This window comes from Olsenella uli, assembly GCF_901212655.1.
Classification (GTDB): Bacteria; Actinomycetota; Coriobacteriia; order Coriobacteriales; family Atopobiaceae; genus Parolsenella; species Parolsenella uli_A.
In genome coordinates, this window is record NZ_CAAKON010000004.1 from 21,769 (window position 1) to 45,036 (window position 23,268).

The 23,268-nt window shown below is 66.6% G+C and carries 16 protein-coding genes; 13 read left to right on the forward strand and 3 right to left on the reverse strand.

All coding sequences use genetic code 11. The features are described from left to right. Positions 1 to 131 precede the first annotated feature (131 nt). Both larA and larD read left to right on the forward strand, forming a co-directional pair. Entirely contained in the window at positions 132 to 1,502 is a 1,371-nt protein-coding gene (larA, locus tag EFAMC2_RS00680; RefSeq protein ID WP_261979955.1) for a nickel-dependent lactate racemase, read from the forward strand. 165 nt (positions 1,503 to 1,667) lie between these two features. After that, positions 1,668 to 2,399, forward strand: a complete 732-nt coding sequence (gene larD / locus EFAMC2_RS00685; protein WP_154026006.1) for a D/L-lactic acid transporter LarD — start codon at positions 1,668 to 1,670, stop codon at positions 2,397 to 2,399. Positions 2,400 to 2,567: 168 nt separating this feature from the next. Here the strand turns inward: larD and EFAMC2_RS00690 are convergent, their stop codons facing one another. The 3 genes from EFAMC2_RS00690 to EFAMC2_RS00700 all read right to left on the reverse strand — a co-directional run bounded on the left by EFAMC2_RS00690 (position 2,568) and on the right by EFAMC2_RS00700 (position 7,140). After that, positions 2,568 to 4,271, reverse strand: a complete 1,704-nt coding sequence (locus EFAMC2_RS00690) for an NAD(P)/FAD-dependent oxidoreductase (RefSeq protein ID WP_154026008.1) — start codon at positions 4,269 to 4,271, stop codon at positions 2,568 to 2,570. 237 nt (positions 4,272 to 4,508) lie between these two features. Then, positions 4,509 to 5,630 carry a 5-methyltetrahydropteroyltriglutamate--homocysteine S-methyltransferase gene (locus EFAMC2_RS00695; protein ID WP_154026010.1) on the reverse strand — a complete coding sequence of 374 codons (1,122 nt, stop codon included), beginning with the start codon at positions 5,628 to 5,630 and terminating at the stop codon, positions 4,509 to 4,511. A 199-nt stretch (positions 5,631 to 5,829) separates the two neighbouring features. Next, positions 5,830 to 7,140, reverse strand: coding sequence for an O-acetylhomoserine aminocarboxypropyltransferase/cysteine synthase family protein (locus EFAMC2_RS00700; RefSeq protein WP_154026012.1), 1,311 nt, complete (start codon positions 7,138 to 7,140; stop codon positions 5,830 to 5,832). A 932-nt stretch (positions 7,141 to 8,072) separates the two neighbouring features. On the opposite strand from EFAMC2_RS00700, the gene EFAMC2_RS00705 reads away from it, so the two are divergent. From EFAMC2_RS00705 to EFAMC2_RS00755, 11 genes are all read left to right on the forward strand, one after another. Continuing rightward, positions 8,073 to 9,488, forward strand: coding sequence for a zinc ribbon domain-containing protein (locus tag EFAMC2_RS00705; RefSeq protein ID WP_154026014.1), 1,416 nt, complete (start codon positions 8,073 to 8,075; stop codon positions 9,486 to 9,488). A 149-nt stretch (positions 9,489 to 9,637) separates the two neighbouring features. Further along, positions 9,638 to 9,964, forward strand: a complete 327-nt coding sequence (locus EFAMC2_RS00710) for a hypothetical protein (RefSeq protein WP_261979956.1) — start codon at positions 9,638 to 9,640, stop codon at positions 9,962 to 9,964. A gap of 367 nt (positions 9,965 to 10,331) precedes the next feature. Then, positions 10,332 to 14,129 (forward strand): DNA polymerase III subunit alpha, encoded by a 3,798-nt coding sequence (dnaE, locus tag EFAMC2_RS00715; protein WP_154026018.1) that lies wholly within the window; start codon positions 10,332 to 10,334, stop codon positions 14,127 to 14,129. Positions 14,130 to 14,406: 277 nt separating this feature from the next. Then, positions 14,407 to 14,790: a desulfoferrodoxin family protein gene (locus tag EFAMC2_RS00720; protein ID WP_154026020.1), complete on the forward strand. Its 384-nt coding sequence runs from the start codon at positions 14,407 to 14,409 to the stop codon at positions 14,788 to 14,790. A 190-nt stretch (positions 14,791 to 14,980) separates the two neighbouring features. Next, positions 14,981 to 16,927, forward strand: coding sequence for a nitrilase-related carbon-nitrogen hydrolase (locus EFAMC2_RS00725; RefSeq protein ID WP_154026022.1), 1,947 nt, complete (start codon positions 14,981 to 14,983; stop codon positions 16,925 to 16,927). 283 nt (positions 16,928 to 17,210) lie between these two features. After that, the gene (gene ruvC, locus EFAMC2_RS00730; RefSeq protein WP_154026024.1) at positions 17,211 to 17,831 is read left to right on the forward strand and encodes a crossover junction endodeoxyribonuclease RuvC; all 621 of its coding nucleotides are present in this window, start codon (positions 17,211 to 17,213) and stop codon (positions 17,829 to 17,831) included. Further along, the gene (gene ruvA, locus EFAMC2_RS00735) at positions 17,828 to 18,481 is read left to right on the forward strand and encodes a Holliday junction branch migration protein RuvA (RefSeq protein ID WP_154026026.1); all 654 of its coding nucleotides are present in this window, start codon (positions 17,828 to 17,830) and stop codon (positions 18,479 to 18,481) included. Before ruvC ends, ruvA begins: the two co-directional genes overlap by 4 nt. Further along, entirely contained in the window at positions 18,481 to 19,575 is a 1,095-nt protein-coding gene (gene ruvB, locus EFAMC2_RS00740) for a Holliday junction branch migration DNA helicase RuvB (RefSeq protein WP_154026028.1), read from the forward strand. The genes ruvA and ruvB overlap by 1 nt, the downstream gene beginning before the upstream one ends. Before the next feature lie 234 nt (positions 19,576 to 19,809). Continuing rightward, positions 19,810 to 20,220 (forward strand): hypothetical protein, encoded by a 411-nt coding sequence (locus tag EFAMC2_RS00745; RefSeq protein ID WP_154026030.1) that lies wholly within the window; start codon positions 19,810 to 19,812, stop codon positions 20,218 to 20,220. 3 nt (positions 20,221 to 20,223) lie between these two features. Next, positions 20,224 to 21,891 carry a formate--tetrahydrofolate ligase gene (locus tag EFAMC2_RS00750; protein ID WP_154026032.1) on the forward strand — a complete coding sequence of 556 codons (1,668 nt, stop codon included), beginning with the start codon at positions 20,224 to 20,226 and terminating at the stop codon, positions 21,889 to 21,891. Between the two features lie 410 nt (positions 21,892 to 22,301). After that, on the forward strand, positions 22,302 to 23,177 hold the full coding sequence (locus EFAMC2_RS00755) for a UTP--glucose-1-phosphate uridylyltransferase (protein ID WP_154026034.1): 876 nt from the start codon (positions 22,302 to 22,304) through the stop codon (positions 23,175 to 23,177). The last annotated feature ends 91 nt before the right edge of the window (positions 23,178 to 23,268 follow it).

The window sequence follows — 23,268 nt, forward strand, 5'->3', positions numbered from 1 at the left end:
GCGGAGTGGCGGCTTCGAGTCGTTCACGCCGCCTTCCTCCCACACTTTCCGAACACAAGCGCCAAGGTGTCCGCTAAATCTCAAGTCAAGGGTTGTCTTCTCTGGAGCCGGGTTCAGAATGACTCCCGGCCGTGAACGGTAGCGATCCCTCCGCGAACGGCAAACGGTTCATCGGGAGCGCGGCCACGCCCATCGTTCCGGTCGCGCGCTACAGCCAGGAGGCATCCGCCATGTTCGAGATGGAAGTCCCGTTCGACCACACCACCAAGACCGTGAGGCTCGAGGACAAAAACTTCGCCGGCACGCTCATCGGTCACCAGAACGAGTTTAAGTGCGACAAGACCCAGGAGGAGCTCATCGAGGACGCCCTCGACCACCCCTACGACGCCCCCACGCTCGAGGAGCTCTGTGCCGGCAAGAAGGACATCGTCATCATTAGCTCCGACCACACGCGCCCGGTTCCCTCGCGCGTGACGATGCCCATCGAGCTGCGCCGCATCCACGCCGCCGCGCCCGACGCCCGCGTGCGCATCCTCGTTGCCACCGGCATGCACCGTCCCTCCACGCACGAGGAGCTCGTGGCCAAGTACGGCGAGGAGATCGTGGCCAACGAGGAGATTGTGATGCACGTCTCCACCGATGACGCCATGATGGAGAAGATTGGCACCCTGCCCTCCGGCGGCGAGTGCATCATCAACAAGATTGCGGCCGACGCCGACCTGCTGCTTGCCGAAGGCTTCATCGAGCCCCACTTCTTCGCCGGCTTCTCCGGCTCCCGTAAGGCCGTTCTGCCTGGCATCGCCAGCTACAAGACCATCATGTACAACCACAACGGCCAGTTCGTGAATGACCACAACTCGCGCCCGGGCAACCTGCACCACAACATGATCCACGAGGACATGATGGCCGCCGCCGAGATGGCCGGCCTCAAGTTCATCCTCAACGTGGTGCTGAACGGCAAGCACGAGGTCATCGGCGCCTTCGCCGGTGACATCCACAAGGCCCACGAGGCCGGCTGTGACTTCGTGAAGGAGCTTGCCGGCGTGGACAAGGTCCCGTGCGACATCGCCATCACCACCAACGGCGGCTACCCGCTAGACCAGAACATTTACCAGGCCGTTAAGGGCATGACGGCTGCCGAGGCCACGCTCGAGGACGGCGGCGTCATCATCGACATCGCCGGTTGCGCCGACGGTCACGGCGGCGAGGGCCTCTACAAGTCCATCTCCGAGAATGATCCGGCGGAGTTCGAGCGCCAGTGCATCGACACGCCCAAGGACAAGACCCTGCCGGACCAGTGGACCGCGCAGATCTTCGCCCGCATCCTGGCCCACCACCCCGTCATCATGGTTACGGACCTGTGCGACCACGACATGATTCGTGCCATGCACATGATTCCGGTCAACACGGTGGAAGAGGCCCTCGCCAAGGCCTTTGAGCTCAAGGGTGCCGACGCGAAGGTCGCTGTCATCCCCGACGGCCTCGGCGTCGTCGTTCGTTAGGCGAGGACAGGGCTGAGAACGCCATTCCAGGCGCGCGCGAATTTGAATCAATTTGCGCGCGCTTGCACTTCTCCTGGTCTCGACGTTTTATACTCACGAAACGGAAATGAGTGCCAATCAACACGTGGCCCACACATTTGGGTCACCAACGAGAAAGGTAAGGCTGTGCCGTACAACCTTTTTGCTGAGTTCGCTAGTACCTGCCTCATGATTCTCTTCGGCGTGGGCGTCCACTGCGACGAGGTCCTCAAGGGTACCAAGTACCGCGGCTCGGGCCACCTGTTTGCCATCACCACCTGGTCGTTCGGCATCTCCGTCTGCCTGTTCATCTTTGGCGGCGAGATCTGCATGAACCCCGCCATGGCGCTCTGTCAGGCCTTCCTCGGCCTCATTCCCTGGTCGAGCCTCGTGCCGTACTGGATTGCCGAGATGCTCGGTGGCTTCTGCGGTGCCGCCATCATCTGGTTCATGTACGCCGATGACTTCAAGGCGTCCGAGGAGACGGTTGACCCTATCGCCGTCCGCAACATCTTCTCCACCAACCCCACGAAGGAGTCTTACGACCTCCCGCGCAACTTCTTCATCGAGGCCTTCGACACCTTCATCTTCCTCACGGGCATCCTCTGCATCGCCAGCCGTGGCGGCGACAACCTCATCATGATCGCCATCTCCGTGGGCCTGCTCGTCTGGGCCATCGGCATGGGCCTTGGCGGCGTGACGGGCTTCGCCATGAACCAGGCGCGTGACCTTGGTCCCCGCATGGCCTACCAGTTGCTCCCCATCGGCAACAAGGCCGACAACAACTGGAAGTACGGCCTGCTTGTGCCGGGTATCGCCCCGTTCGTGGGCTCCGTCTGCGCGGCCCTGTTCGTCACCAACGTGCTCGGCCTCTTCTAGGCTCGAGCTGCAACAACGGTTTGTGAGCGCGTCTCGCTTCGACGGGGCGCGCTTTTTTGTGCGAGCGTCGCGCGGCAACCTCGCCGTCTGCGCCGCGGCCGAGGCGAGCCCCGAGGTGCAGGGCATCTTCGCCGGTGCTGGCCCAGACGGTGCTGCCGGTTTTACTCCCTACGCCTGAGCCGCAGCCGCGTCGATGACCGCCTGGGCCACGCGCAGGCCGTCGGTGGCCGCACTCATGATGCCGCCGGCATAGCCCGCCCCCTCGCCGCAGGGGTAGAGCCCTGCGTGCGAGACGCTCTGCAGGTCTGCCCCGCGCGTCACGCGCACCGGCGAGCTCGAGCGGCTCTCCACGCCCGTGAGCACGGCCTCCGCGCTATCGAATCCCCGCAGGTGCCGAGCCATGTCCGGGATGGCCGCGCGCAGCGTCTTCACAATATAGGGCGGCAGGCACCCCTCCACGGAACCCCAGGCAACGCCGCGCGGGTAGGTGGGTGTCACGTGCCCCGGCCCGCTGGAAGCCGTGCCGGCCAGGAAGTCTCCCACCAGCTGCGCCGGCGCCACGAAGCCGCCCCCGCCCAGCTCAAAGGCCGAGCGCTCGCACTGGCGCTGCAGCTCTACGCCGGCGAGCACGTCGTCGCCGGGAAGGTCAGTTGCCAGCACGTTGGCGAGCAGGCCGGAATTGGCGTTGGTGCCCGCGCGCGCCGCGAGGCTCATGCCGTTCGTCACCACGCCGCCTGGCTCGCTGGCCGCTGCCACCACATAGCCACCCGGGCACATGCAGAACGAGAACGCGCTCCGGCCGCTCGGCAGGTGGCTCACCAGCTTGTACGGCGCGGCGCCCAGTGCGGGATGGCCGGCCGAGGGGCCATACTGCGCGCGGTCCACGTCTGCCTGCAGGTGCTCGATGCGCACGCCCATGGCAAACGTCTTGCGCTCCATCGTCACGCCCAGGCCGCGTAGCAGCTCAAAGACGTCGCGTGCCGAGTGCCCGCATGCGAGCACCACCTGGCTCGCGGCAATGCGCTCCTCAACGAGAAGGCCGCTTTCCTCGCGGCGCTCGAGCCGCACGGCCGACACGCGTCGCGTGCGTCCCGCAGCCACGGCGTACGTCTCGGCGCCGGCAGAGAACTCAATCCCCGCGAGCCTCGTGCGTGTCCTCACCTCGCCGCCCAGCTCGACTATGCGCCGGCAGATACCGTCCACCACGCGCGGCAGCACGTCCGAGCCGATGTGTGGCTTGGCGTCCCAGCCAATCTCAGGCTGGGCACCCGCCCCCACGAACGTGTCGAGCACCAAGCGGTGCAGCGGGCTCTTGGTGCCCGTGGTGAGCTTGCCGTCCGAGAAGGTGCCCGCGCCGCCCGCGCCAAACTGGATGTTGCTCTCGGGGTCGAGCATGCCCGTCTTGTTGAAGCGGCTCACGGCCTCGCCGCGACGCGCGGCGTCATCTCCGCGCTCTACCAGCAGCGGCTCCATGCCGGCCGAGGCTAGCGCCAGGGCGCAGAACAGGCCTGCGCAGCCGGCGCCCACCACCACGGGCCGGGCACCCGTGCCAAGCGCCACGCGAGCCGGCAGCGTGGGGGAGCTGGGCGCGATGATACGCAGGCCGCGCTCGTCCCGGCGGCGCGCCAGCTTGGCGAGCGTGGTGCGCTCGACCCGCTCGCCGCCGCGGAGCTGGGCGCGCACGGTGTAGGTGAGGTGCACGGCGCTCTTCTTGCGGGCGTCGATGGAGCGGCGGTGCAGCTCGACGCCCAGCAGGCCGTCGGGTGCCACATGCAGGCGCTTGAGCACCGCGGCGCGAATCACGGCGCGTTCGGTCTCGGGCGTGCCGTCGAGCTTGGCGAGCGGAATGTTCAGGTTGGAGATCTCAATCATGCGGGCAGTCCTCACCGCGCGGGGAGGGCAAGCCTCCGGGGATGTGTGCACCCCTTAATTGTATAGGCGCGCGACGCCCTGCAAGATTGGCATGTCCATGACCACTCGCTTCATTCAGCCCAAAATTGGCATGGCCGACAACCCGTATGACGAGGACGGCAACGAGGAGGACGCCGACAAGACCAAGACCTACGGCTACGGTCTCGACATCCTTAACCGTGATATCGCACGGCTTGGTTACGCGTCCTGCCAGACGCTCTCGGCCACCTCGCGGATGAGGTCCACCTTGGCCCACTGCTCGGCCTCCGTGAGGATGTTGCCCTCCTCCGTGGATGCAAAGCCGCACTGCGGCGAGAGGCAGAGCTGGTCCAGCGGCACGTACCTCTCGGCCTCCTTGATGCGGGCGCGCAGGGCGTCGGCGTCCTCCAGGCCCGGCTCCTTGGACGTTACGAGGCCCAGCACCACGCGCTGATTGGCGATGTGTGCGAGCGGCTCAAAGTCGCCGGCGCGGTCGGAGTCGTACTCCAGGAAGAAGCCGTCCACCTTGCAGTTCTCGAACAGCGTCTTGGCCACTGGGTCATAGCCGCCGGAGGAGAACCAGGTGGAGCGGAAGTTGCCGCGGCAGATGTGCATGGTGACCACCATGTCGGCCGGCTTGGCCTCGAGCGCCTCGTTGATCATCTCGACGTACTTGCGCTGGATCTTGGCGATGTCCAGGCCGCGGGCCTCGTAGGCGGCGCGCTTCTGGGCGTCGCAGAACTCGCCCCAGCTCGTGTCGTCCAACTGCAGGTAGCGGCAGCCGTGGTCGTCGAACTTGCGGATGGCGTCGGCGTAGGCCTCGGCGATGTCGTGGTAGAGCAGGTCCTCGTCTGCGGCATAGCGCTCGATGGGCTGGTAGTTCTCCTCGCGCACGCAGCAGATGAGGTGCAGCATGGAGGGGGAGGGAATGGTCTGCTTCACGAGGGCGTCGCCGGCGACGGACTTCATAAAGTCGAAGTGCGCCAGGAACGGGTGCTCGCCAAAGCTCGGCTTGTCGGCGATGACCACCGTGGCGGCCTTGGGCTGGTGGCCCTGGAAGTGGACGCTCCAGTGCTCGGCCGTGACCTCCTGGACGCCGCCGAGCTCGGCGAGGAAGTCCAGGTGCCAGTAGCGGCGGCGGAACTCGCCGTCGGTCACGGCGCGAAGGCCATGGGCCTTCTGCTTGGCAACGAGGTCGCGGATGGCCTCGTCGGTGACGACCTCGAGCGCGGCTTCGTCGATGAGGCCGGCCTTGTGGTCGGCACGCGCCTGCTTGAGGACGTCCGGGCGTAGGAAGCTGCCAACGACGTCGTATCGGAACGGGGCGTGGGTGGATGCCATGTGAGTCTCCTTTGTCGAGGTAACTTGACCAGTATTTCACGGGCGAGGGCAGCGGACCACAGCGCGTTGCGTATGCGAGCGCATAGGCTAAGACTATGGTGTGCGACTTAGGGCGTGGTCTGGGCGATGCGGCTACAAGAAGGGCCCGGCTGGCGAGTCACTGCCAGCCGGGCCCTTTGGGCGAGTCTGTGGGCCTGGACTACTTCACGGCTTCGAAGCCACGCTCGAGGTCGGCGATGATGTCGTCGACGTGCTCGGTGCCGATGGAGAGGCGAATCGTGTTCGGCTTGATGCCGGCGGCCAGCAGCTCGGCCTCGGTGAGCTGGGAGTGCGTGGTGGACGCCGGGTGAATCACGAGGCTCTTCACGTCGGCGACGTTGGCAAGCAGGCTGAAGAGCTGCAGGCTCTCGGTGAACTTCTTGGCGCGCTCGGCGTCGCCCTTGATCTCGAAAGTGAAGATTGAGGCGGCTCCGTTGGGATAGAACTTGTCGTAGAGCTCCTTGGCGTGGCCGGTGGCAAGGCTCGGGTGGTTGACGGCCTCGACGTCATCGCGGCCGTTCAGGAACTCGACGACCTTGAGGGCGTTCTCGACGTGGCGCTCGACGCGCAGGGACAGCGTCTCGAGGCCCTGGAGCAGGATGAACGCGTTGAACGGAGAGAGCGTGGCGCCCTGGTCGCGGAGCAGGGTGGCGCGGGCCTTGGTGACGTAGGCAGCGGCGCCCACGGCCTCGGTGAAGACAACGCCGTGGTAGCTCGGGTTGGGCTTGGCGACGCCGGGGAACTTGTCGGCCTGCGCGGCCCAGTCGAACTTGCCGCCGTCGACGATGTAGCCGCCCATGGCCGTGCCGTGGCCGCCCACGAACTTGGTGGCGGAGGCCACGACGATATCGGCGCCGTGCTCGAGCGGGCGGAACAGGTACGGGGTGGAGAACGTGTCGTCCACGATCAGAGGCACGCCGGCGGCGTGGGCGACCTCGGCCCAGGCCTCGATGTCGAGGACGTCGGAGTTGGGGTTGCCGAGGGTCTCGGCATAAAGGAGCTTGGTGTTGGGCTTAACGGCGGCCTTTACGGCTTCGATGTCCGCGGGGTCCACGAACGTGGCGGAAAGCCCCTGCTCGGCGAGGGTGTGCTCGAAGAGGTTGAGCGTGCCGCCGTAGAGGTTGGTGGACGCCACGATGTGGTCGCCGGAGGTGGCGATGTTCTGGACGGCGATCGTGATGGCGGCGGAGCCCGTGGCAACGCCGAGGCCGCCCACACCGCCCTCGAGCGCGTTGATGCGCTCCTCGAAGATGGAGACGGTGGGATTGGTGAGGCGAGAGTAGATGTTGCCCGGCTCGGTGAGGCCAAAGCGGCCGGCAGCGGTGGCGGAGTCCTTGAAGACGTAGGAGCTCGTGAGGTAGATGGGTACCGCGCGGGAGTCGGTGGCGGAGTCCGGGGCCTCCTGGCCGGCGTGGACCTGCAGGGTCTCGAAGTGGAAGGTCTTCTCGGTCTCGGGGGTGATGGCGGGCATGTGCTCCTCCTTGGGTTGGGGCCGCTGTGGCCGTGCATGCGTTCTAGTGTACGAGGGTAGGGGTGGTTCGTGGCGCGGGGGGAGCCGCAGTGGGCACAAAAACGCGCCCAGCAGCTCAGGGCTCCCGGGCGCGGGTGGGATGTCTGTGCCGACTTGGCAACGCGAGGTTGCCGGGCTAGGCCACAGAGCGGGAAGGCGCCCGGGAGCACTGCATTCGCAGACACATCATGGTGGTGGTGTTACGGGTCATCACGTTCATGGGGCACCTCCCTCGGTTGGTTGCGACAGCGTGCTGCCGGCTGTTGGCTGCGACGACACATGTGCTCGTCAGTGCCTATGTAGGCGCGTGTGCCGCGTTATGCTTGCCTTGTTTGCTGTTCCGTCCAGGCGTGGTGCGCTTTCGTTCGTCTCTGCGAAGTACCTCCGCGTCTCGCTTGGCTGAGGATGTTATACGCCGACGTTTATAGATGGTCAATACCCTACCGGGTTAATAGGTATTAACAATCTGTTACGCGGATGGCAGGGGCTCGGCGCACCGAAGCCGGCCACGCGCGCCAAGCGCCACTACGTCTGGGTCCATTGCTTCCGTCGCGGGCGGCCTGTGTCGTTCGAGCTCTCGCGGTTCCGTTGTGTCGTTCGAGCTCCGCGGTTCCGGTATCCCTTGTTTATTTTTTGCGAGTGTGAAGTGGGTTTTGGCGAGTGACCAAGTAGCTGATAGACATGGCACTTCGTCTACCTCGTATTTTGCAGGCGTCGATACTTGGCTACCCCCGAAAAGCCACTTCACAGACGGAAGAATAAAACAAGGGATACCTTGAACAGAGCGAGTCGGTACTCCTTTGCGCCTGAACTCGCGGCTTTTCTGCGGCGTTTGCGCTGGCGTTGTACGGGGCTGCTAGAGTCAGGCTTAGCAAAACGAGGTCGGGAGACATATGTATTGCAATCATTGCGGTGCCGAGCTGCCGGACGGCGCGATGTTTTGCACCCTTTGCGGTGCGCGCGTCTATTCTGACGGCGACAGGCCTAAGGCAGAGGGCGAGGCAAAGACCTTCGGTTGGTCTGACGAGGACGGCAAGATGGCCGTTCACGCGCTTGATGACGAGACGCCGGTGGATGAAGCCGCGGGCGAGGGGAGGCCGGGCGGAAGGGGCGCCGTAATTGCCGGCGACGCCGTGGGTAACGGCGACGAGTCCGGTGCCGGTGTGCCCGGCCCCACGCAGGTGGTTGACGACGCATTCCCCGCTGGCCGCGAGACCGTTGAGGTGACTATGGTCCAGCCGCCGGTTCAGACCTGGCGCCCGGGTGACGCGCCCGTCGCCGTTGCACAGACAGACGTCGTGCCTCCCAGTGCCGTCCCGGGCACGATCTCGCAGGGGGCCGTGCCCTACCAGCCACTGTCACCGCTTGCGGGCAACCCTCGCTTCAATGGGGGATACCAGCGGCAATATCAAACCGCGAGCCAACAGGCGGGCTATCGTACCCCTGGGCAGAAGGCCGCGCAGCAGCCTGTCGCCTACGAAGTCCCCGGTCAGCAGGGCGGCTATCAGGTGTCTGGCTATCAAGGAGGAACTCAGCCACGCTACAAGTCGGTGCCCCAGCAGCCTGGTTACCAGGCGGGTCATGAGGCGGGCATTCCCGCGCCCGCCGGGCACATGAAGGACTATCGCACGCCGGCAATCGTCTGCGCCTGCGTGGCCGTCATAGCCACCTGCGGCGTTGCCGTGGCCATGATGCTCAAGCCCCCGCGGCCCGTCGACGGCGCCAACGCGGCAACTGCCGCTGCGGCCACCACCGAGGCAGCCGCCATAGAAGCTGCCGCAACGGAGGCCTCCACAACGGTGCCGGCAGACACCGCCGCTGCCGCGACGACTGCCTCCACAAGCGCCGCCACAACCAACTCGAGCGGCACCACAACCACGTCTGCTGCGCCTGCCACCTCGGACTTTACGTATTCCAACGACCGCTACGGCTACTCCATCGAGATTCCTGCCGGCTTCGCCCAGACGGAGACCGCCGCGAACGGCGCTGGCGTCGTCTTCACCAACCCATCCACGGACATGCGCATCACGGTCGCCGGCAACAACAACGCCACGGGAGAGACGGTCGACAGCGTGCATGCCGCCAACTCCGCCGGCCACGACACGTCCTACGAGGCCAAGGGCAGCACGTGGAGCGTCGTTTCCTACTTCGACGGCGACCGCGACGTCTACGTGAAGACCTACGTGGGGTCGGGCAGCACCTACACGGTGACCTTCTCGTACCCCATCTCGCAGAAGGACGCCTGCGACGCGATCCTCGAGCGCGTCGTCACTACCGCGCATCCCGGGGACCTCTCCTCGAGCCACTAGCTCTGAGACTTATTGTCCGCAATGCGAGATAGGCTGCTGCCAAGTGCCGGGGAGCCTTTGGCGCGGATGCCGAGGCCAGGACGAGGGGAGCGGCCATGTTTGAGGCGGTTACGAGGCACGTCGGCGAGATCGAAAGCGCGCGCGAACGCATGGCGGCGACGGAGAACCCGTACGAGCGCGTGCCGCTCGAGGCCTACGCCTGGATTCCCGACTTCGAGCGCGCCGGCTTGGCCGACCCCCGCTGCTTTTCCACGCTCGAGAGCTTTGGCGTGGACGTGGGGTCTGGCTGGGCAAGCCTCGATGCCCGCGCCATGGACTATAGGCTCGTGCTCGCCCTGCTCACGTTCATCTGGCGTGCGGACAGGATGAACGAGACCGTGGTCGTGGATGCGGTGCGGACGGGCTTGCTCGAGGGCCTGCTCGAGAATCTTGCGGAGCTGGATGAGGGTGTCTGGGCTGCCGGGCGGGTGGCGTAGCGCTTGTTTTCGTATCCCGTTTCCGTGATGGGCCGCAAGGCTGCGCTATCCTCGATTCGCCGCAAGTGACGTGCCCGCAGGCCCGCGTGAGACGGTCTGGTAGAGAAAAACCGGCTCAGGGCCAGTGGATGCGCCCGATCGTCCGCGGGACGGCAGAAGCTACGACCCCGGAAGCTACGTCCCCGTGAGAGGGCGGGCACGCGCCTGAGCGCGCCAGCGCGAGGCACGCCCTAAGCGCCGATAAGTACTCTAGTATCAAGATTGACGCGCCTGAGCGCGCCCGCGCGAGACACGCCTTCCCAGCATTGGGGGAAACGGCCCCAGACGTACCCGCGCATCAGCCAATAACTCCCAGCAAAGGAGCCCCATGGCCTTCGTGCATCTGCATAACCACACGGACTACTCCATGCTCGACGGCGCCACGCGTGTCGCCGAGATGGTGAGGCGCGCAGTGGACCAGAAGATGCCGGCCGTGGCCATCACGGACCATGGCTACATGTACGGCGTGCCAGACCTGGACCTCGCCTGCGCCGGCTACAACCACAAGCAGGCCGACTGGCAGCAGTGGTTCCACGACAAGGACAACTACGCCAAGGGCCGCGAGATTCACGTCCCCGACAAGGACGAGGAGCCTGAGGCCTATGCCCAGTGGGAGCGCGACGTGGCCGCCTACGAGGCCGGCGACGAGGCGCTCTCCACCTGCAAGCCCACGCCGCTCATCAAGCCCATCTTCGGCTGCGAGGCCTACTTCACGCCGGACAACACCCTCGCACGTGACAGGAAGCCCGAGCTTTACCACATGATCCTGCTCGCCAAGAACGAGACGGGCTACATCAACCTCATGCAGATGATGAGCGACGCGGCGGTGCGGGGCTTCTACTACAAGCCCCGCACCACGCTGGACATGCTCAAGGAGCACGCCGAGGGCGTCATCTGCACCTCGGCCTGCGTCTCGGGCATCATCCCGCGCCACATCCTGAACGGCCAGCCCGACGAGGCGCTCAAGTGGGCCCGCACCTTCAAGGAGATCTTTTCCCCCGGCGACTTCTACATCGAGATCCAGGACCACGGCCTCACCTTCGAGAACGGCATGACGGACCGCCAGCTCGACGAGCAGCTCGTGCAGCTGGCCCGCTCGCTGGACCTCAAGGTCATCGCCACGAACGACTTCCACTACCTCACGCGCGACGACGCGCCGGTGCAGGACCTCATGATGTGCATCGGCATGAACGCCAAGGTGGACGACGACAACCGTATGCGCATGGAGGGCTCGGAGTTCTACATGAAGACCGAGGAGGAGATGCGCGAGCTCTTCTCCTGGTGCCCGGAGGCCTGCGACAACACGCTCGAGATCGCTGACAAGTGCAACGTCGAGCTGGACTGGGACTCCATGATCCTCCCGAAGTTCCCGCTGCTCGACCCGGGCGAGACCCACGAGAGCCAGTTCCGTCGCGAGTGCGAGGAGGGCCTGGCCAAGCGCTACGGCGACGACTGGGCCACCCAGACCATCGGTGGCGTCAACGTCAAGGAGCGCTTCGAGTACGAGTACAAGATCATCTGCGACAAGGGCTTCGCGGCCTACTTCCTGATCGTGCAGGAGTACGTGCGCTGGGCCAAGCAGAACGGCATCGGCGTGGGTCCCGGCCGAGGATCTGCCGCTGGCGCCCTCGTTGCCTACGCCATGGACATCACCACGTTCGACCCGCTGTCCAACGGCCTGATGTTCGAGAGGTTCCTCTCCCCGCAGCGCACCGAGATGCCCGATATCGACATGGACTTCGACGACGAGCGCCGCCTGGAGGTGGTGGACCACGTCCGCCAGCTCTATGGCCCCGAGAAGGTCACGCACGTCATCACCTACTCCACCATCAAGGCCAAGCAGGCCATCAATGACGCCGCACGCGTGCTGGACTACCCGGTCTTCATGGGTCAGAAGCTCTCCAAGATGATCAGCGCGGCTCCCAACGCCACGCTCAAGTCCACGATGGAGAAGGTGGCCGGCAAGGAGGACCAGTTCTCGCAGGACTTCGTGGACGCCTACCACTCAGACCCGGACGCGCGCCGCATCATCGACAGCGCCCTCTCGCTCGAGGGACTCATCCGCGGCGAGGGCGTGCATGCCTGCGCCGTCCTCATCTGCCGAGACCCCGTCAATGAGCACGTGCCCACCAAGCTCGACACCAAGGGCGGCGTGGAGATCACCCAGTACGAGGGCCACACCGTGGCCGACATGGGCCTGCTCAAGATGGACTTCCTGGGCCTGCGCACGCTCACGGTGCTCAGCCGCGCCAAGGCCAACATCAAGGCCAACTACGGCCTGGACATCAACCTGGACGAGATTCCCTTCGATGACCCGGCCATCTACAAGCTTCTGGGCTCGGGTAACACGGCGGGCGTCTTCCAGGTCGAGTCCGGCGGCATGACGGCCACGATCAAGGGCATGCAGCCCACCGAGTACAAGCACATCGTCGCTCTCATCGCCCTCTACCGCCCGGGCCCGCTCGGCGCCGGCATGGTGGACTCCTACATCAAGCGCATGAATGGCAAGGAGCCCGCGGTCTCCTATGACCCGCGCCTGGACGACATCCTGGGCGAGACCTACGGCACCATGGTCTACCAGGAGCAGGTCATGCTCATCTCCGTCGAGATGTGCGGCTTCTCCAAGGGCGAGAGTGACTCGCGCATCCGCAAGCCGGTGGCCAAGAAGAAGATCAAGCTCCTCACGAGCACCGTCTTCCACTGGGAGGACGGAAGCGACGAGACCACCTATGACCACTGGATGAACGGCGCGGTCAAGAACGGCTACAAGCGCGAGGTTGCGCAGAAGATCTGGGACGACGTCTTGGAGTTCGCGTCCTACGCGTTCAACAAGTCGCACTCCGCCGGCTACGCCATCCTCGTCATGCAGACGGCCTGGCTCAAGGCCCACTATCCCAACGAGTTCATGGCGGCCGTCCTTACCTCCTACACGGGCAAGACGGAGAAGATCGTGCACTACGTCTCCGCCTGCCGCCACGAGGGCATCGACATCCTGCCGCCAGACATCAACGAGTCCGGCACCATGTTCACGGCCGTCAAGGAGGGCGTGCGCTTCGGCCTCGCCGGCATCCGCGGCGTGGGCGAGGGCGTGGCCGAGACCATCATCGCCGAGCGCGAGAAGGGCGGCCCGTTCAAGAACCTGCACGAAATGGTGGAGCGCGTGGACCCGAGCCAGTGCAACCGCCGCGTGGTGGAGGCCCTCATCAAGGCAGGCGCCTTCGACTCCACGGGTTACACGCGAATGCAGCTCATGGGCTTCGTGGACAAGAACAATCCCGAGAACATCATGGACGCGGCGGCCAAGCGCCAGAAGGACCGCGCGGCCGGCCAGGTCTCGATGTTCGATATGTTCGCCGACGTGGAGGACTCCGGCTTTGAGAACGACGTGCCCGAGCCCGACGGCATCGAGTGGGACCGCTCGCTCAAGCTGGCCCAGGAGCGCGAGGTGCTGGGCATCTACGTCTCCGACCACCCGTTGCGCCCGTACGAGTACGCCCTCTCCAAGGCGCGCGACTACACCATCACGCAGGTGCTCACCGGCTTTGAGAAGACCACGGTCACCGGCGAGGTGAAGCATGTGGACGTGAGCGGCGAGAAGACCATCTGGCTCGCCGGCATGGTCTCGGGCGTGCAGAAGCGCACCACCAAGAACGGTGACCCCATGGCCATCGTGTCGCTCGAGGACATGGAGAACGAGATCGATGTGGTCGTGTTCCCCAAGACATACAAGAAGTGCGCCGCGGTGTTGGCGGGCCAGGTGGACGAGACGGGCGAGCAGGCCGGCGACATCTTCGTGCGCGTGATGGGCCGCGTGGACAGGAGCGACCGCGGCGACCAGTTCCTCGCGAGTGCCATCGAGCCGCTCGAGCTCTCGGACAAGACGAACCAGCCCAAGGTCCTCGAGGTGATGCTGGAGTCCTGCGCCCTTTCGCGCATGCTGCTGGAGCGGCTTCAGGGTGTGTTCGAGCTGCACCCGGGCATGGATCGCGTGGAGCTGTTCGTTGACAGCGCCGACGGCAACCGCCTGCGCATGGAGGTACCGGCCAAGGTGGACGCCAAGAACGTGATGCTCATGGCCCGCGTGCAGGACCTCGTGGGCAAGGACGGCGTGGCCATCGTCGCGTAGCGGGATAGTTGTTGGACAGCGGACGTGCCTGTCGTTTTCGAATCAGTCTCGGGCGTGGACGCGTCCCATCGTGCTGACGCCTGCCGCGCTTGATGCCGGCCGCGTTCGACCCCTGGCGTGTTCTCCCGTCCTTCGGGAGCAAATGCTACAATCTGACTAGCATTTGCTCCCGCGGGCTTAGCAACCGCGTCCCGTGGGCATACAATGACATAAGGCCATCCGGGGAAAGGTGGCCGGCGGCGGGCCGCGGGCTCGCCGCATCGAGAGAGGAGCCATTATGGGTCTCAAGTTCTACAAGTGTGCCAAGTGTGGCGAGGTCGTCTACAAGGTCGTCGAGGGCTCCTGCACCCCGCAGTGCTGTGGCGTGCCGATGGTCGAGCTCAAGGCCAACACCACCGACGCCGCCACCGAGAAGCACGTGCCGGCACTGTCCGTCGACGGCAACAAGCTGGTCGTGAAGGTGGGCGAGGTCGCTCACCCCATGCTCGACGAGCACTACATCAACTTCGTCGCCCTTGAGCGTGCCGACGGCTCCGTGACCTTCAAGTACCTCAAGCCGGGCGAGGCCCCCGAGGCCACGTTCTGCAAGCCGTCTGCAGACACCACGGTCTACGAGTATTGCAACCTGCACGGTCTGTGGAAGGCCGAGTACAAGGCCTAGCCTTTGCGAGGCGCGCGCCAGGCGGGGCCGGAAGGCCTGCCCCCGCGCTCTCGACGGAACGTCACGCAGGTGAGCTCTCACGGCGGGCGGTCCAAGGGGTCGAGTACGAGCATGAGCCCGGGCGGGCGTCGGGGAAGGACCCGGCGCCCGCCCTTTCGTCATATGTGGGCGAGGAGCCTGAGGAGCATCCATGAAGATTGCCGTCGCGCAGATGAATACCAGGGCCGGGGACTTCGACGCCACGGTCGAGCGCATGCTCGCCTATGGCAGGCGCGCCAAAAGCCTGGGGGCAGACCTGCTCGTGTTCCCCGTGCCCGCCCTCATGGGGCTCGAGCCGGGCGCCCTGACCCAGGCGGAGGCGTATGTCGCCGACGCCGCCGAGGCCATGACCAAGCTGGCGCACGGCCTCGAGGTGCCGAGCCTCGTGCCGTTCATGTTCGACGCGGACGGCATGACCGCCTCGGACGTGGCGCTCGTGCGGGATGGGGAGACGATTCCCCTCGCGTTTGCCACGTGGCTCTCCGGTGCCGGCGACCAGGGCGTCTCCGCGCTCGCGCAGAATATCCGCGAGGCCTCCGGCACCCAGAACCTAGCGGACGAGATGATTGACCTCGCTGAGGAGGTTGGCCCGGCGTCCTCCGCGTTGGGGCCTGCGGTGGTCCAGATCTCGGGCGTGGACGTGGGCATCGCGCTCACCTACGACGACCTTGACTCCTTTGCGCTCGGCGACGCTGCGGCGGACGTGGTCTGTTACCTGCCCATGGACGGCTTCAACACGGACGACGAGGCCAGTTGCCTGGCCCCCGCGGTGGCGGACGGGTGCTTTCTCAGCGAGGCCTCCGAGGCAAACTCCTGGCTCGTGGCGGCCAATGCCGTGGGCGCCTACGAGGACGCCGTCTACTGCGGCGGGAGCTTTGTGCTGTCGCCCTGGGGCGAGCTTGCGGCCGCAGCACCGTCATTTGTGGAGGACCTGCTGGTCTGCGGCGTGGACGTGCTGTCCGAGGGTCCTCTGGCGGAGGCCGCCAGGCCTGCGGGCTACGATCGCTCGCGCTTCCTGTGGGACGCCTGCGCCCTCGCCACGCGCGACCAGGTAGAGAAGCGCGGGCTTGCCGGGGCTGCCGTGGTGCTCGACGGCACGCTGTCATCGGCCGCCGTGGCGGCGCTCGCCGTGGACGCGCTGGGTCCGATGCGCGTGAGCGCGCTCGTGTGCACCCAGGACGGGCCCTCGCTCGCGGATGCGCGCGCCACGGCCCGTAGCCTGCGGATTCGCGACGTGGACGAGCTTTCTGCCCGTGAGCTCGAGCGTGTGGTAACCATGCTTGGCGGTGAGGCGGATGCAAGCGAGCTGGCCGCGGGCCTCGTGCAGGCGCGCCTGGGCTCCATGGCACGGGCGGGGTCTCTGCTGGCGCTCTCCGCCGATGACAAGACCTCGCTCGCCGTTGGGTTGGGAGAGGGCAGCCCGGCGCCGGTGTGCCGGGCGGACGCCTTTGCGCCCTTTGGCGACGTGTACCGCTCGGACGTGCAGCGGCTCGCGCGCTACCGAAACGCCATCTCGCCGGTGATTGCGCTCGGCTCGGTGGCCCGCGTGATAGTGCCTTCCGGCCTGGGCGTGGAGGAGGGCACGACGCGCCCCGAGCTTGCCGTGAGCCGTCTCGACGCCGTGTTGCTCACGCATGTCGACCGAGGCGGAACGGGTGGCTACGCCATCTCGGGCCTCGATGAGGACGTGGTGCTGCGCATCTTTGCGCGCGTGCGCGCCTGCGAGGCGGCGCGCCGCTCGGGCCCGCGCTACCCGGTGGTCTCCGCGCGCTCCCTCGGCGAGATGGAGACGCCCGTCGCCGATGCCTGGCGAGACCGTGGCCACTCCGGCGCTCCCGAGGCGCCCGGCCCCGAGGACCTTGCCGAGGCGCTGGACGAGATTGCCCAGTCACTCTCCTCACTGGGGCTTGGTGGGTCCGATGGGGACGGGCCGGAGCAGCCGGTCGCCTCGGGCGAGGTACCCCAGGGACTCTCTGAGGTGATGGGATTCCTGCAGGACCTCTCTGCCGGAAACCGCCTGCGCAGACAGGGAGGCAAGGGGTCCGGTGGCGCCCCCGGCTCCGAGGGACCCTGGTTCGGGTTGTTCTCGGACAACTAGCCGCGTCGTCGTAGCTGCGCAGACACCATCCCGTGCGTCTGACGGCCCCTCGCAGCCCTCGGCTGCGAGGGGCCGACCGCATGAGACGCCCGACGGCGAGGGTGGACGTCATCACCCTTGCTCACGAAGGCAGCCTCCTCATCGACTTCGTGTCTGGCGGCAAGACCGCACAACCCTCGCTCTCGAGGGACGATCCCTCGCCCGGTCCGTGCTATAGTGGAACGCATGTTCGTTATTGGCTCCGCTGACGACAGGCGGGGCCCAGGTAGGCGGGAGGGGGCGCATGGTCGTCATCGGCATAGACCCAGGATTGGCTAACACGGGTTGGGGCGTGATCGAGACACGGGGCTCGCTCATGCGGGCCCGCGCATATGGCTGCATCCACACGGAGGCAGACGTGGCGCTCAACCTGCGCCTCGGCACTATCTGCGCGCAGCTCTCCGAGGTCATCGGGCGCTACAGGCCAGAGAGCGTGGCCATCGAGGACATCTACTTTGGCCAGAACACGCGCTCGGCCATCCTCACCGCCCAGGCCCGTGGCGCCGCCCTCGTGGCATGCGCCCAATGCGGCGTGGACGTGGGCAGCTACACCCCGATGCAGATCAAGCAGGCCGTGGTGGGGACGGGCGCGGCGGACAAGCGCCAGGTCACCTACATGGTGCGCAGCGTCCTTGAGCTCGACCACGACCCCAAGCCAGACCATTGCGCGGATGCCCTCGCGGCTGCCGTGTGCCATGCCAACCTGAGCCGCACCTTCGCGGCCAGCGCCGCCGTGGACGGCGAGGCGGCTCGTACGCTCGTGGCGGCGCGCGCCGGCGCGGTGGCGTCCACCGAGCACGACCGGGGCCGGATGGGCCAGGCCCCCCTTGCCGCGGCAAGCCAGACCAGAAAGGCCAGCATATGATTGTCCAGCTCACAGGCACCCTCGTGGAGGTGACGGCCACCCACGTGGTGCTCGATGTCCAGGGCGTTGGCTACGAGCTTGGCGTGTCGGGCGCCACGTCGTCGTCGCTGCCGCAGGTGGGGACGCCTGGCGTCACCCTGCTCACTCGCATGCTCGTCCGCGAGGACTCGCTCGCGCTCTTTGGCTTTGCCTCCCGCGAGGAGCGCGCGCTGTTCGACCGCCTCTGCGCCATTTCCGGCGTGGGCCCCAAGCTCGCGCTCTCGGTGCTCTCCACCTTCACGCCCAACCAGCTTGCGGGCGTGGTGGCGGCAGAGGACGCCGGCATGATGGCCACGGTGCCGGGCGTGGGCAAGAAGCTCGCAGGTCGCCTGCTGCTGGAGCTCGAGGGTGTCTTCGCGAAGGACCCCACGCTGCTGGGCCTTGCCACTGCGGCGGCACTGCCCATGCGCGGCGGTGCCGGGACGGTTGCCGTCGCCTCCGCCGCCAGCGGCCCGAGCGGCCTGGAGGCAGATGTCGCCGGCGCGCTGCTTGCCATGGGCTTCACGAGCGAGGAGGCGTCACTTGCGCTTGAGGGCTACGAGGAGGCCGGCTGCACCACCACCAAGGCAGCGCTCGAGTACGCGCTCAAACGCCTCGGGAGGAGGTCGTGATGTGGGAGGCAGACCCCAGCCAGGACCTCTTTGGTGACGCTGGCGGGGCGCGCCCGCCCGTGGGCCAGCCGCCCGCGCGTGACCCGGGCGCCCCGCGTCCCGTCACGGCCGACCTCACTGCTGAGGACTTGGACGTTGACCGTACGCTCCGTCCGCAGACGCTCGAGGAGTACTGCGGCCAGCAGCGCGTGCGCCAGAACCTGCGGGTGCTTATCGAGGCGGCCAAGAGCCGTCACGAGCCACTGGACCACGTGATCTTCTCGGGGCCCCCGGGCCTGGGCAAGACGACGCTCGCCGCCGTCGTCGCCAACGAGATGGGGTCTAAGCTTCACACCACGAGCGGTCCCGCCATCGAGCGCACGGGAGACCTCGCGGCCATCCTCACTAACCTCGAGGCGGGCGACGTGCTCTTCATCGACGAGATTCACCGCCTCAACCACAACGTGGAGGAGGTCCTGTACCCGGCGATGGAGGACTTCTTCCTGGACATCGTCATTGGCAAGGGCCCAGCGGCACGCTCCATCCGCCTCGACATCCCGCGCTTCACGCTCATCGGAGCCACAACGCGTACGGGCTTGCTCACGGGCCCGCTCCGCGACCGCTTTGGCATCTCGTTTCGCCTGGACTACTACACGGTGGAGGAGCTCGCCCAGATCGTGGAGCGCTCGGCCGGCATCCTGGGCGTGCGGATAGACCACGACGCGGCGCTGGAGGTGGCAAGCAGGAGTCGCGGCACGCCGCGCCTTGCGAATCGCCTGCTCAAGCGCGTGCGCGACTATGCGCAGGTTCGTGCCGGCGGGGCCGTTACGGCAGAGGTTGCGGCGGAGGCCATGAGCTTCTTCGAGATCGACGAGCTTGGCCTGGATTGGATGGACACCAAGATTCTCACGGCGCTCGCGGCGACCTTCCGCGGCCGCCCCGTGGGCCTGTCCACCATAGCGAGCTCGGTAGGGGAGGACCCCTCCACGCTCGAGGACGTCTACGAGCCCTTCCTGTTGCAGTGCGGCCTCATCATCCGTACGCCGCAGGGGCGCCAGGCAACGGCCGCTGCCTTCGAGCACCTTGGCCTCACCCCTCCGCCGAATGCGGGGTAAGGTTGGTGGCGTGCAATGACGCACCCAGATGTGACGCGGGCGCACTCGTTTGACGCAAATTGGGCGCGCGCCACGCTGGGTTTGGCTGGCATGCGCCCACTTGGGCTCTGGTTGGCGCGCTTCGTGTGGTGGGGGTGGAGCGTCTGCTTGTTTAGCCGGAACTGGGCTGGCGCAATTCGGTGCTGATCGGGACGAGTGCCCTCCTAGCCCCAAGAGACAGTTAGGATGTAGACCATGCTGCAACGCGACTACATAAACGAGATCATCCGCCAATTTGGTGACGTGCTTGCTCGTTGGCTCCGGCCGGCCGTTCTCGAGGCCAACGGGGAGGCCATCGAGGAGGTCGAGGCAGCCATCGGCAAGCTCATGGACCTGGACGGTGCCACGGCGTTGTCGCTTGCCCCGGAGTCCCTCGTCACCATGATGGAGCTCACGGGCATCGCGGACTCGGTGGCAGGCTACGTGAGCTACACCCTGCTTCGCCTGGGCGATGCCTATGATGCTGCCGGCAGCCCCTCGCTCGCCAACCTGCGCCGTGAGCAGGCCCAGGCGGTGTCGGTTGCGTTTCAGTCCGAGTTTGGCAAGGTCCCAGAGGAGTACGAGGAGCTCGAGCGCACGCTTGCCGCCGAGCGAGGAGAGGAGTAGCCCATGCCTTCTGACATCGAGATTGCCCAGGCCGCCAAGCCCCTGCCCATCACCGAGGTTGCCGCCAATCTCGGCATTCAGCCTGACCGGCTCATACCGTACGGCTTCGACAAGGCCAAGGTGGACTGCAGCGTTCTGCGCGAGGAACCCGAGCACCCCTGCAAGCTCGTGCTGGTGACGGCCATCAACCCCACGCCCGTGGGCGAGGGCAAGACCACCACCACCATCGGCCTTGCAGACGCCCTGCGCCGCATGGGGACCAATGCCGTGGTGGCCCTGCGCGAGCCCAGCCTCGGCCCCGTCTTTGGCATCAAGGGCGGCGCAGCCGGCGGCGGCTACGCCCAGGTCATCCCCATGGAGGACATCAACCTCCACTTTACGGGCGACTTCCACGCCATCGGCGCCGCCAACAACCTGCTCGCGGCAATGATCGACAACCACATCAAGCAGGGCAACAAGCTCGGCATCGACCCCAAGCGCATCACGTGGAAGCGCTGCGTCGACATGAATGATCGCCAGCTGCGCCACGTGGTTGACGGCCTCGGCGGCGTGGCGGATGGCGTCACGCGCGAGGACGGCTTCGACATCACGGTTGCCTCCGAGGTCATGGCGGTTCTGTGCCTGGCAACCTCCATTCGCGACCTCAAGGAGCGTCTGGCCCGCATGGTCGTTGCACACACCTATGATAAGCGGCCGGTCACGGCCGGTGACCTCAAGGCCTCCGGCGCCATGGCAGCCCTGCTCAAGGACGCGTTGAAGCCCAACCTCGTCCAGACGCTCGAAGGCACGCCGGCCTTTGTCCACGGTGGCCCGTTTGCCAACATCGCCCACGGTTGCAACTCCGTGATGGCAACGCGCATGGCCATGCGCTACGGCGACGTTGCCATCACCGAGGCAGGCTTTGGCGCAGACCTCGGCGCCGAGAAGTTCTGCGACATCACGAGCCGCATGGCCGGTTTCAAGCCCGATGCGTGCGTGGTGGTGGCCACGGTGCGAGCCCTCAAGTACAACGGCGGCGTTGCCAAGGCAGAGCTGGGTGCCGAGAACCTCGAGGCTCTCGAGAACGGCCTGCCCAACCTTCTGCGTCACGTCAACAACATTCAGGAGGTCTTTGGCCTCCCCGTGGTTGTGGCGCTCAACCGCTTCCCCACGGACACCGATGCGGAGCTGGCGCTCGTCGAGGAGCGCTGCGCCGAGCTCGGCGTGAACGTGCGCCTCTCGGAGGTTTGGGCCAAGGGCGGCGAGGGCGGCGAGGCCCTCGCGAGTGAGGTGCTGCACCTGCTCGAGCAGCCGGCCGAGTTCCGCTTTGCCTACGAGGGCGGCGTGTCCGTGCGAGAGGCGCTCGACGCCATCGCGCAGAAGGTCTACCACGCCAACGGAGTGGACCTGGCCCCGGCGGCGACGCGCCAGCTCAAGCAGCTCGAGGCGGATGGCTTTGGGAACCTGCCGGTGTGCGTGGCCAAGACCCAGTACTCCTTCACGGACGACGCGAAGCGCCTGGGCGCCCCCGAGGACTTCCGCATCACCGTGCGCGAGCTTGGCGTGTCCGCGGGCGCGGGCTTCGTGGTTGCCAAGACCGGCGCCATCATGACGATGCCGGGCCTTCCGCGCGTTCCGGCAGCCGAGAACATCGACGTGGACGACGAGGGCAACATCATCGGCCTGTTCTAGGGCGATGCGCGGGCGCGCCGACCGTTCCAGGCCGTGCGCGCCCGCTCCCTTTGCCTGGCTGGGGGAGAGGCGCTCCATTTCCCATTGTTTTGAAAACGGGGCCGAGCGCGCTGATCGTCCTTGCGTGCGGGCCATCCTCCCCATTCGTGTTCAAGGATGGGTAAGCCTCGTATCCGACTCTTTTGGCGGGCGGAGCCGAGTGTGCATACCGCCCGTTTAGGCTTAAGGCAATTCCCTGGGCCATCGTGCACCCCCGATTCTGGGTTCGGATGGCCCGCGTCTGGGTTCGGATGGCCCGCGTCTATGCTCATCGTGGTTTTCGGTGCCCTCTCTTGATTGTCCCTTGCCCGGCTGAGCCCCTCCCAATAACCTTTTGGGGCCTACATAGCTTTGTGAGAAGGGCCTATTACATGAAGTCCATCATCCCTGCCGCAGGCCTCGGCACCCGCTTCCTGCCGGCCACGAAGGTGACGCCCAAGGAGATGCTGCCGGTGCTGGACCGACCGGTCATCCAGTACGTCGTGGAGGAGGCGCTCGAGCCGGAGGGCGTCGACGGCTGCGTCATCGTCTCCAGCCCCTCCAAGCCCCAGATCGCGTCCTACTTCACGCGCGACCCGGGCCTGGAGGACCTGCTGCGCTCCCGCGGCAAGGCGGCCTACGCCGACGCGGTGGCCGAGGCGGGCTCCATGCCGGTCTCCTTCTGCTACCAGTCCGAGCCCCGCGGCCTCGGCCACGCCGTGCGCTGCGCGGCCCACGCCACGGGCGACGAGCCCTTCTTCGTGCTCCTGGGCGACTACGTGGTGCCCTCCCGTGCCATCCTGCCCGAGATGCTGCGCGTGAGCCGCGCCCACGGCGGCGCGTCGGTCGTCGCCGTGGCGCCGTGCTCGGCCGAGGAGGTCTCGCGCTACGGCGTGATCGCCGGCGAGCTCGTGGGCGGGGCCGCCCCCGACGCCCCGGGCGCCACGTGGCGCGTGACGGGCCTCGTGGAGAAGCCCGCGCCGGCAGACGCCCCCTCCAACCTGTTCATGGTGGGCCGCTACCTGCTGAGCCCGCGCGTGATGGGGCTGCTCGCCGATCAGGGAGCCGGCGCCGGCGGCGAGGTGCAGCTCACCGACGCGATGGTGCGCCTGCTCGCCGAGGAGGAGCTCTACGCCCTCGTCATCGACCCCTCCGCCGGCTTCGACACCGGCACCCCCGCCGGCTGGATCGCCACCAACGCCCGCATGGCCGCCGCCGACCCCCGCTTCGCCGTCGCCTTCGGCGAGGCCATGGGAGAGCGGAGCTAGAAGGCCAGAATAGAGAAGATCAACGACCGTCTTTTTGTGGCGGATCCAGAGAGGAGACCCATGGCAGACACCTTCGAGCCCAAGAACATCA